This window comes from Cupriavidus sp. 05T313 (genome assembly GCF_056396665.1).
In genome coordinates, this window is record NZ_JBFTLX010000252.1 from 1 (window position 1) to 10232 (window position 10232).

The window sequence follows — 10232 nt, forward strand, 5'->3', positions numbered from 1 at the left end:
GGCAGGCGCGGGCGCCTGCCGTGGTTTGCGGGGTGCCTGGCCGATGCGTGCCGGCCGGACATTCTCTTGATTGCGCTGTGCGTGGCCGGCCCGGGACCGGCCTCGCACGCGAGCCGCGCAATGCGCTGCTTAGTCCATCGACATGGTGGCGATGTCGATAAACCAGCTCTGCGGCTGCACCACGCCCTTGATCTTCCTGGAGATGGCGCGCGGGCCGACGTCATGCGCGATCAGCACGAAAGGCGCTTCTTCCACGATGCGCGCATGCAGCCTGGCCAGCGCCGCGTCGCGCCCCTTGTCGTCAAACGAGGTGCGCGCGGTTTCGATCAGCTTGTCGAACTCCGCGTTGCCGAAGTAGCCCCAGTTGTTCGAGACCGGCGGCTGCGTCTTGGTGCTGACAAAGCGGACCATGGCGAAGAACGGGTCCATCGCCGCAAAGCTCACGTTGACCGCGTTGGCGCCGTGCGCGCTCGGGTCCTTGGCGCCGATGCGCCAGTTGGTGAAGAGCGTGTTCCATTCGACCACGTCGAAGTCGACGTCGATGAAGCACTCCTTCAGGTTCTGCTGCACGTACTCGTTCATCGGCAGCGGCTGCATCTGGCCCGAGCCCGAAGCCGAGACCTGCACCTTCACCTTGAGCGGCTTGGCGGCGGAGTAGCCCGCTTCCTGCATCAGCTTGCGCGCGGCGTCGGCGTCGTACTTGATATCGAATTTGGGATTGCCCCACCACGGGTTGCCCGGTTCGACAATGCCCTTGGCCTCGGCCATATAGCCGCCCAGCAGCGTCTTCAGGCCGGAACGGTTGACACACAGGTTGGCGGCTTGCCRCACGCGCTTGTCGAGCCAGGGCGATCCGGGCGCGAACGACAGCTGCCACGGCCACATATGCGGTTGCGCGTTGGCGTAGACCTCGAAGCCGCGGCTCTTGATCTGTGCCACCGCATCCGGTGCCGGCGCCTCGATCCAGTCGACCTGGCCAGACAACAGGGCGGCGGTGCGCGCATTGGCCTCGGGCATCGGCTGCATCACCACCTTGTCGATCCTGGGCACACGCCTGGCGTCCCAGTACTGCGCGTTCTTCACCAGTTCCAGCCGCTCGCGCGGCACGAAACGGCTCATCTTGAACGGGCCGGTGCCCGAGGCGTCGGCGGCGAAGGCTACCCACGCTTGCTTGGAACGCTCCGCCGGATCCGTCACCGAGGCCGGTACCGCGGCGAGCTTCTTCTCCCATTGCGTGGGCGAAGCCATGAACAGGTTGCTCAGGTTGTACGGCAGGAAGGAGTCAGGCTCCGAGGTGATCAGCTCAATGGTCATGTCGTCGATCTTCCTGGCTGAACGCAAGGTGGGCATGCGCGAGGCGGTCACGCCGACCTGGCTGGGATCGAACTGCCTGGCGGTCTTGTCGAGCACCTTGCCCACGTTCCACACCACGGCATCCGCATTGAACGGCGAGCCGTCGTGGAACTTCACGCCGGGGCGCAGCTTGAAGACCCACCTGGTCTTGTCCTTGGTATCGACTTTCCATTCCGTGGCCAGGTCGGCAATCAGCAGGCTCGGGCCGTTGCCCTTCGAGAGATCCCACTGGGTCAGCCCGTCGTACATCGGGATGCCGGTAAAGCGGTTGCCTTCGAAGCCCTGGTCGGGCTGGCCCAGCGTGCGCGGGATGTCAGCGGCGGTCATGCCGATGCGCAGCACCTTCTCGGCCATCGCCGTGCCTGGCAACGCAAGCAGGGAGACGGAGGCAATGGCAGCGGCGGCAGCGAAGGTTTTCAGGCCGGGTTTCACGCTTCTTACGGAGTCGGAAGAAAAGACGGTCACGGGCAAAGCTCCTGGGTGGGGGAAGGGAAGACGAAGGCAATCAAGCAAGTCACATGCCAGTTGCGTTTCGTGCCGCTTCCATCCTGGCCGCCGGTACAGCGCGGCCTCTCCATCGTTAGCCATGTATGAAACATGGACCAGAGGACTCGCATCGCCTATGGCCTGCTTTTTGCTGAGATCCCTGCCTGTCTCCCAACCAACCGGCTTCCCGACATGGACCAGCAATACCTTCCCCGCATCAACGCAGCACGCCTGTGGCAATCGCTGATGGACCTGGCGCAGATCGGCGCCACGCCCAAGGGCGGCGTGTGCCGCATCGCCCTGACCGAGCTGGATCGCCAGGGCCGCGACCTGGTGGTCGGCTGGTGCCGCGAAGCGGGGCTCGCCGTGCGTACCGACGAAGTCGGCAACGTGTTCGCGCGCCGCGCGGGCAGCGATCCCGATGCGCGTGCGGTGGCAACCGGCAGCCATATCGACACCCAGCCCTCCGGCGGCAAGTTCGACGGCAACTTCGGCGTGCTGGCGGGCCTGGAGGTAATGCGCACGCTCAACGACCAGGGCATCGTCACCCGCGCGCCGCTGGAACTGGCGTTCTGGACCAACGAAGAGGGCACCCGCTTTACGCCGGTGATGATGGGTTCGGGCGCCTTTGCCGGCGTGTTCGGCGCGGAGTTCATACGCGCCCAGCACGACCTGGACGGCATCAGCGTAGGCGAGGCACTGGAGCAGATCGGCTATCGCGGCGAGCAGCCCGTGGGCGAGGTGCCGGGCGGCATGTTCGCAGCCTACTTCGAGGCGCACATCGAGCAGGGGCCCGTGCTGGAAGCCGCCGGGCTGCCGATCGGCGTGGTCTCCGGCGCGCTCGGCCAGCAATGGTATGACGTGGCCGTGACCGGCATGGACGCCCACGCCGGCCCCACGCCGCTGGCGCTGCGCCACGACGCCATGCTGGCGGCGGCGCGCATGATCGACGAGGTCAATCGCATCGCCGTGGCCGAGGCGCCGCACGGGCGCGGCACGGTGGGCTATGTGCAGGTCACGCCGAACTCACGCAACGTGATTCCCGGGCGGGTGGATTTCTCGGTAGACTTCCGCAATCTGTCGCAGGCGGGGCTGGACCGTATGGACGCAGCCATGCGGACCACGTTCGCGGAGATCGCTGAACGCGGCGCGGTGAGCGTGGAGATCCGCCAGGTGGTGAAGTTCGAGCCGTGCGTGTTCGCGCCAGAATGCGTGGACAGCGTGCGCCGCGCCGCCGCCGCGCTGGGCCTGCCGCATATGGATGTGGTCAGCGGGGCGGGGCATGATGCCGTCTACGTGGCGCAGCGTGCGCCCACTGGCATGATCTTCGTGCCGTGCAAGGACGGCATCAGCCACAACGAGCTGGAAGATGCGCTGCCCGAGCATATCGAGGCCGGGGCGAACGTGCTGCTGCAAGCGATGCTGGAGCACGCGCGCTAAGGCGCGCCGCCCGCGCCGCCGCGCGTCAATCTCAGTGGGCGATCGAACGCGAGATCGCCCACGCGCATTCGATCACCATCGGCGCCAGCTTCTTCTGCGCCTCGGCCATGCTCCAGCGGCTAGCGGGCGGCGATACATGCACCGCGCCCACCGCCTGCCCCTGGCTGTTGACGATGGCCGCGCCCACGCCCATATCGCCCAGGAACAGCTCCTCGTTGTTGCAGGCATAGCCCACCCTGCGGCAAGCCACCACTGTCTCGAAGATCGCCGCCACATCGGTCAGCGTGGCCGGCGTGCGCGCCACGCGCGCCGAATTCTCCAGCATCGCCATGACCTGCTCGTCGGGCAGGGTGCTGAGATACGCGCGGCCGCTGCTGGTGCAGTACATGGGAATGCGCATGCCGACGGGCGTCAGCACCGGGATGTATTTCGACGTCATCAGCTGCGCCACGTAGACCATCTCCAGCCCGACCGGCTCGGTCAGGTTGGCGGTCTCGCCGCTGGCGTTGGCGAGCTGCGACAGGTAAGGGCTGGCGGCCTGGATCAACGCATCCGCGGACAGATAGTTGTAGCCGATCTCCATCACCTTGGGCGTCAGCCGGAAGCGCCGCGTCTGCGGGTGCTTGGCCACATAGCCCAACGTCTCCAGCGTATGCACGGTGCGTTGCGCGGAGCTTTTGGTCATGCCGGTCAGGCTGGCCAGWTCGGCCAGGGTGAGCGTGCGATGCACCGCGCTGAAGGCCCGCAGGACATCCAGGCCTTTCTCCAGCGACTGGTTGAACAGTGGGTCCGCGCGAGTGGCTTCTTCGCCGCTTTCTTCCAGGGTGGCTGGCGATCCGTTGCTGGGTTCCTGCTTGTCTTGCCGGGTCATGTTCGGGTTCCGCGTCGTCGTCGTACCGATCGTGGCGGCACCATCGCTGGGAGCCTGCACCACGATGAATGCATATTGCACCAATATACGACTGTATCGATTATCGATTCTATTGATTGCCATCAATGATATTCGGCCCGGCTTTCGTTGGGAATAGCGGCCCCGCTAAAGCTGCCGGATTTCCGCCGCACGCATCTCCGCGATTTGCCGGGAACCATTGCCCGGTAAGGCTTTCCTGACGATATGAGAATGGAAGCGTGGTGGGCGATGACGCAAGAATATGACAAGGCAGCCCATGCGGGTGCCGCAGCTTTCAGTGTTTACCCGCAGCCCACACGGGTTGACGCTCAGTGAAATATCAGACTAGTATCACAACAACTTCAACACGCAGGAACCATCATGTCGAACCCGATCCGGCTGGTTGGCGGCRCTGATCACAATGCGGATCCGCCATCGCGGGCAGCGACCGGCGCCGCGATGCGCGAGCATGCCTATGCCGAGATCAAGCGGCGCATCATTTCCTGCGAGTTCCGGCCGGGCGAGCCGTTGAACGAGGCGCAGGTCGCGGCCTTGCTCGGACTGGGCCGCACGCCGGTGCATCAGGCGCTGCACCGGCTGGAAGTGGAAGGGCTGGTGTCGATCATGCCGCGCAAGGGCGTGCTGGTATCGCCGCTGTCGCTCAATGAAGTGCTCGACATGATCGAAGTGCGCGCCACCAACGAAGTGCTGTGCGCCACGCTGGCATGCGAGCGCGCCCACGAGAGCGATCTCAAGGCCATGCGCGAGATCGTCGACCGCTCTCCCGACCTGATCGCGCGGCGCGACATCGCCGGCCTCGCCGCGCTCGACCTCAAATTCCATACCGCCATGTCGGCCGCCTCGCGCAATCGCGTGCTGGCCGACCTGCTGCGCAGCCTGCATGAGAAGCAGGCGCGCTTCTGGTTTCTCTCGCTATCCGACCCGCAGCACCTGGAAAACGTCTACCAGGAGCACCGGGTGATCATCGACGCCCTCGAGCGGCGCGACGTACCGGCGGTGCGCGAGGCCATCCGCGAACACATTGACGAATTCCGGAAGAACATCATCCGGACCATCTGACCGATTTTCTCCGCAATAGATAAGGTAGTAAGAAATGCCGACACTTCACTTCCAGGTAGCCGGCGAGGGCGAACTCGTCCTCGATATCCAGCGCCTCATCATCGCCGGCTGGACTGGCCGCGACGCCGACGCCGTCAACCATCACATCCGCGAGCTCGAAGAGATCGGCGTCAAGCCGCCCACCACCGTGCCTTGCTTCTACCCGCTGGCCGCCTCGCTGCTGACCACCGACGCGCTGCTCGAAGTGCCGCGCGAGGATTCCTCCGGTGAAATCGAATTCGTGCTGCTTGCGGCCAAGGACGAGATGTACATCGGCGTAGGCTCCGACCACACCGACCGCAAGGTCGAAGCCTACGACGTCACCGTCTCCAAGCAGATGTGCGCCAAGCCCCTGGGTACCGAACTCTGGCGCTTCGCCGACGTGGCAGCGCACTGGGACCAGTTGCAGATGCGCTGCTGGCGCACTCGCAACGGTCAGCGCGAGCTCTATCAGGAAGGCCTGGTAACGCGCCTGCTCGACCCGCGCGACCTGATCCGGCGCCTGACCGGCGAAGACAAGCTGCCGGCTGGCACCGCCATGTTCTGCGGCACGCAAGCCGTGATCGGCGAACTGGGCAGCGGCGAAGCCTTCGAAGTGGAACTGCATGATCCGGTACGCAAGCGCACGCTGCGCCATGTCTATCGGGTGGAATGCCTGGCGGTGGCGCCATGAGCGCCGCGCTGCCAACCATCGCCGCGCTCGCCGCCGATCTGGCTGCCGGCCGCACCACCAGCGTTGCGCTGACCGAGCAGGCTCTGGCCCGTATCGACGCCCACCGCAACGGCGGCGGCGCCGCGTTCCTTGAAGTCGACGCCGCTGGCGCGCTCGCCGCGGCCCGCGCAGCCGACCAGGCCCGCGCCGCGGGGCTGGTGGCATCGCCGCTCGCCGGGCTGCCGATCTCCATCAAGGACCTGTTCGACGTGCAAGGACAGGTAACCCGCGCTGGCTCGAAAGCGCTGGCCGGCGCCCCCGCGAGCGCCGACGCACCCGTGGTGGCACGCCTGCGCGCTGCCGGCGCCGTGCTGATCGGGCGCACCAACATGAGCGAGTTCGCGTTCTCCGGGCTCGGCCTGAACCCGCACTACGGCACGCCGCGCACGCCCTTCGACGAAGCGCGCATCGCTGGCGGCTCCACGTCGGGTGGCGCGGTCAGCGTGGCACTCGACATGGCCGTGGCCGCGCTCGGCACAGATACCGGCGGCTCCATCCGCATCCCCAGCGCGTTCTGCGGTCTGACCGGCTTCAAGCCAACCGCAAGCCGGGTGCCGCTGGCCGGCGCCGTGCCATTGTCGACCTCGCTCGACTCGGCCGGCCCGCTGGCACGCTCGGTTGCCTGCTGCGCGGCCTTCGACGCCATCGTCAGCGGCGAAACGCTGGACAGCCGGCCAGCGCCGCTGGCAGGGTTGCGCCTGCTGGTGACGCGCGATTTCGTTTGCGACGGCCTCGACGCCGAGGTGGCGCAAGCCTTCGACGCAACGCTGGCCACGCTGTCGCGGCTCGGTGCGCGGATCATCCCGTTCGACTTCCCCGAACTCAAGCGCCTGCCGCAGATCAACGCCGGCGGCGGCCTGACCGCGGCCGAAGCGTGGCACTGGCACAAGCAACTGCTGGCCGAGCGCGGCAACGACTACGACCAGCGCGTCGCCATGCGCATCCGCCGCGGCGAACAGCTTGGCGCGGCCGACTACATCGAACTGCTGGCCGAACGCCGCGCCATGCAGGCCCGCGCCGCCGGCCTGCTGCGCGAAGCCGACTCCTGGCTGATGCCCACCGTGGCAGTACGCCCGCCGCGCCTGGACGCGCTGGAAAGCGACGAAGCCTTCTTCGCCACCAACGGCCTGGTGCTGCGCAACCCCAGCGTGCTCAATTTCCTCGACGGCTGTGCGGTATCGCTGCCGTTGCTGGCGGCAGGGCAGGGCATTGGCCTGAGCGTAGGCGGCCTGAACGGAAGCGACGCGCGCGTGCTGCAGGTAGCCGGCGCCATCGAAGCCGCGTTGCGGTAAGCAGGCAAAAAACCGAGGGCCGCGACCAAGCAGCGCGGCCCCGTCAATCAACACCCAAGGAGTACCACCGATGTCTTCCGTGATGACCGGCGCCCCTGTCGCCGTGGAGAACCCGGCCCACACCCCGGCCGAGCGCAATGAAGCCTACCGCAAGATCGCGGTACGGCTGATCCCCTTCCTCGTCTTCCTGTTCGTGCTCGCCTGGATTGACCGCGTCAACGTCGGCTTTGCCAAGCTGCAGATGCTGCAAGACCTGCAATTCAGCGAAGCCGTGTACGGCTTCGGCGCCGGCATCTTCTTCATCGGCTACTTCCTGTTTGAGGTCCCCAGCAACCTGCTGCTGGAAAAGATCGGCGCGCGCCGCACGCTCGCCCGCATCACCATCCTGTGGGGCTTCGCCTCCATGGCGATGATCTTCGTCAAGACGCCGATGCAGTTCTACGCCCTGCGATTCCTGCTGGGCGTATTCGAAGCCGGCTTCTTCCCCGGCGTCGTGCTCTACCTGACCTACTGGTTTCCGGCCCAGCGCCGCGCACGCATCAACGGCCTGTTCATGACCTCCTTCGCCATCGCTGGCGTCATCGGTGGCCCGCTGGCCGGCTTCATCATGAGCAGCATGGAAGGCGTCGACGGCCTTGCCAACTGGCAATGGCTGTTCGTCATCGAAGGCATCCCCTCCGTACTCGCCGGCATCGCCGTGCTGATGTACCTGCCCGAAAAGCCCATCGGCGCCAAATGGCTCACCGCCAGCGAACGCGACCTCGTCACCCGCGAGATCGAAGCCGAAAACCGCGACCCCGCCAAGCACTCCTCCCTGCGCGCCGCCTTCACCAACTCGCGCGTTTGGATCTGCGCCGCCATCTACTTCTGCGTGGTCAGCGGCAACGCCACCATCGCCTTCTGGTCGCCATCCATCATCAAAGAGCTAGGCGTACAAGGCAACCTGCAGATCGGCCTGGTCTCCGCCATTCCCTTCATCGCTGGCACGCTTGCCATGGTCTGGAACGGCATCCACTCCGACCGCACCGGCGAACGCCGCCTGCACTGCGCGCTGGCCACGCTGATGGCCGCTGCCGGACTGGTCCTGACCGGCATGTGGCTGCACAGCGCGGTACTGGCGCTGATTGCGCTGACCATTGCCTCCATCGGCATCCTGGCGGCTTTCCCGGTGTTCTGGTCGTTGCCCTCAGCCTTCCTGGCCGGTACCGCCGCAGCCGGCGGGATTGCCCTGATCAACTCGATCGGCAACCTGGCAGGCTTCGTTGCGCCGTACATGATCGGGTGGTTCAAGACCAGTACCGGGCAGCTCTCGGCGGGCTTGTACTTTGTCGCAGCGCTCGAGGCGGGCGCCACCGTGCTTGTGCTGGCGTTTATCAAAACCAGGCGCTGAACGGAGGCGACGGCCAGCCGGATGCCTTAGGTAGCACGAGGGGGCTGGATTCCCGCGGCGCTTTGCGCTAGAATCCGCTGCCTCGTTGCGCTGCATGCGCAAAGTGCGCCGGCAGCACGGGTAACACAAAGCCAGGCGGGCAGTTTCAGCCGCCTGTTTGCTTTTGTGCTTTGTGATCACCCCCATCGCTGCCTGRCCCGCCTGCAAATCAACGAGCACAGCGGCCTCCCGCCAGGGATGCACGCCGCAGGGACTGCGAGGGTGGCGAAATTGGTAGACGCACCAGRTTTAGGTCCTGACGCCAGCAATGGTGTAGGGGTTCGAGTCCCCTCCCTCGCACCACAGTCCTCTTTTGCATCACTCGTACGCCTCACTTTATTTCCCGTATTTCCGCACCGTATCAACACGCAAAGCTAAGCTACGTAAGGCCTGGCAGGCGATTTGAAGCAATCGCCTCATTGCACTCTGCACATTGCCCTTTCACTTATTGTCGGCGCTCCGGTCCCATAGTGGCCCCACGTTCGGTCCCACGAAATGGCACACTTTACGAAGTCCGCATGCGGTGATGCGCACAGATGAAGGTGAAGGCAGAAGGCCCGCCGTTCAGCACCTCTTGGCGATGGTGTCCAGAAAACTGCGCCCGTGGTTGGTGAGACGAACCTGGCTACGGCCGTGTGTCAGGCAATCGACTTGTACGCGCTGCCGACGCACGAGGCTTTTGAGGTCGGTGGGGTCCAATTCGAGATTCCCGTTTACGCTATCGAGAAGCCAGCGCATTGTCATATGGTCATTCCCATCGTCGACGTCTTGGACATACAGCAGTTCGGCCGGCGGCACGGCCCGCAAGAATCTTCCGCCAATCTCTATCCACAGCACCCGCGTTGTTGCTGAATTGGCGGGCACTTGACCGAACCGAATGAGCRGAATACGCAGCAGTCGCCGGAGTTGGGCCGCAGGAGCGCCTTGCAGTGGCTGCACTCGTAGAAGAACTGGCAGGCGTCCGTTGGCATGGTTTCCTGCTTGGCAAAGCCGCAGTGCGGGCAGGTCAGTACGGATTCAAGAATGACGGCACGCATCGGGTCCTCACAATCGCACCGCCTCTCGTCGCCAAACGCAACGGCCACCACGTGGCGGCGGCGGAGGGGGAAAACAAACGGACTGGGGTACTTATTTGTACGTGAACCCGAAAGGCCAGCCATCTGCGCGCGGAACGGCTTTCCGTTCTGACAGCACATTGGGGGAGAGGTCGGCCAGCTTCGGCGCCGGCGCGCTCGGTGCCATGGTTGGTCCTGTGGGGCGGTGCTTCCGTTGTAGGCGCGCCGGGAGGACAGCGCCATAGGGCATCGTCCGACTTGCGTGCGTTCCGTGTATAAAGAGCCGCGGCGGCGTCGGCTGTCCACATCATCTTCTCAATGTGCCGTGTCTCGATACCGTGCACCGTGCTGGCCGTCGTCGTGGAAGTTTGCGGCTCAGTGTTTACCACTCACAGGTGGTGCAGGCGAAGCGGCTGACGGATCTGGAGAACTAGGGGCCGCGGGCGCGGTTGATGGC

The 10232-nt window shown here is 65.3% G+C and carries 8 protein-coding genes and 1 tRNA gene; 6 read left to right on the top strand and 3 right to left on the bottom strand.

What is annotated here, in order from left to right:
• Positions 1–129: 129 nt before the first annotated feature.
• Positions 130–1707 carry an ABC transporter substrate-binding protein gene (locus AC1DKD_RS34275; protein WP_477144268.1) on the bottom strand — a complete coding sequence of 526 codons (1578 nt, stop codon included), beginning with the start codon at positions 1705–1707 and terminating at the stop codon, positions 130–132.
• A 324-nt stretch (positions 1708–2031) separates the two neighbouring features.
• On the opposite strand from AC1DKD_RS34275, the gene AC1DKD_RS34280 reads away from it, so the two are divergent.
• Positions 2032–3279, top strand: a complete 1248-nt coding sequence (locus AC1DKD_RS34280) for a Zn-dependent hydrolase (RefSeq protein ID WP_477111186.1) — start codon at positions 2032–2034, stop codon at positions 3277–3279.
• A gap of 31 nt (positions 3280–3310) precedes the next feature.
• On the opposite strand, the gene AC1DKD_RS34285 is transcribed toward AC1DKD_RS34280, so the two are convergent.
• Entirely contained in the window at positions 3311–4150 is an 840-nt protein-coding gene (locus tag AC1DKD_RS34285; protein ID WP_477144265.1) for an IclR family transcriptional regulator, read from the bottom strand.
• A 399-nt stretch (positions 4151–4549) separates the two neighbouring features.
• Here AC1DKD_RS34285 and AC1DKD_RS34290 point away from each other — a divergent pair, with 399 nt between their 5' ends.
• From AC1DKD_RS34290 to AC1DKD_RS34310, 5 genes are all read left to right on the top strand, one after another.
• Positions 4550–5248: a GntR family transcriptional regulator gene (locus AC1DKD_RS34290; protein ID WP_477144266.1), complete on the top strand. Its 699-nt coding sequence runs from the start codon at positions 4550–4552 to the stop codon at positions 5246–5248.
• Between the two features lie 34 nt (positions 5249–5282).
• Positions 5283–5960 carry a DUF2848 domain-containing protein gene (locus tag AC1DKD_RS34295; RefSeq protein ID WP_441634042.1) on the top strand — a complete coding sequence of 226 codons (678 nt, stop codon included), beginning with the start codon at positions 5283–5285 and terminating at the stop codon, positions 5958–5960.
• A complete protein-coding gene (locus tag AC1DKD_RS34300) occupies positions 5957–7291 on the top strand; it encodes an amidase (protein WP_477103205.1) in 1335 nt (444 codons plus the stop codon). The genes AC1DKD_RS34295 and AC1DKD_RS34300 overlap by 4 nt, the downstream gene beginning before the upstream one ends.
• 70 nt (positions 7292–7361) lie before the next feature.
• Positions 7362–8681, top strand: coding sequence for an MFS transporter (locus AC1DKD_RS34305; protein WP_441633625.1), 1320 nt, complete (start codon positions 7362–7364; stop codon positions 8679–8681).
• Positions 8682–8936: 255 nt separating this feature from the next.
• Positions 8937–9023: transfer RNA gene (locus AC1DKD_RS34310), tRNA-Leu, on the top strand.
• Between the two features lie 521 nt (positions 9024–9544).
• On the opposite strand, the gene AC1DKD_RS34315 is transcribed toward AC1DKD_RS34310, so the two are convergent.
• Positions 9545–9757 carry a GDCCVxC domain-containing (seleno)protein gene (locus tag AC1DKD_RS34315; RefSeq protein WP_477144267.1) on the bottom strand — a complete coding sequence of 71 codons (213 nt, stop codon included), beginning with the start codon at positions 9755–9757 and terminating at the stop codon, positions 9545–9547.
• Between the last annotated feature and the right edge of the window lie 475 nt (positions 9758–10232).

Bases quoted from the DNA above. Each gene is read 5' to 3' on its own strand.
- AC1DKD_RS34295 (WP_441634042.1), top strand. From the start codon at position 5,283: ATGCCGACACTTCACTTCCAGGTAGCCGGCGAGGGCGAACTCGTCCTC.
- AC1DKD_RS34280 (WP_477111186.1), top strand. From the start codon at position 2,032: ATGGACCAGCAATACCTTCCCCGCATCAACGCAGCACGCCTGTGGCAA.
- AC1DKD_RS34305 (WP_441633625.1), top strand. From the start codon at position 7,362: ATGTCTTCCGTGATGACCGGCGCCCCTGTCGCCGTGGAGAACCCGGCC.
- AC1DKD_RS34300 (WP_477103205.1), top strand. From the start codon at position 5,957: ATGAGCGCCGCGCTGCCAACCATCGCCGCGCTCGCCGCCGATCTGGCT.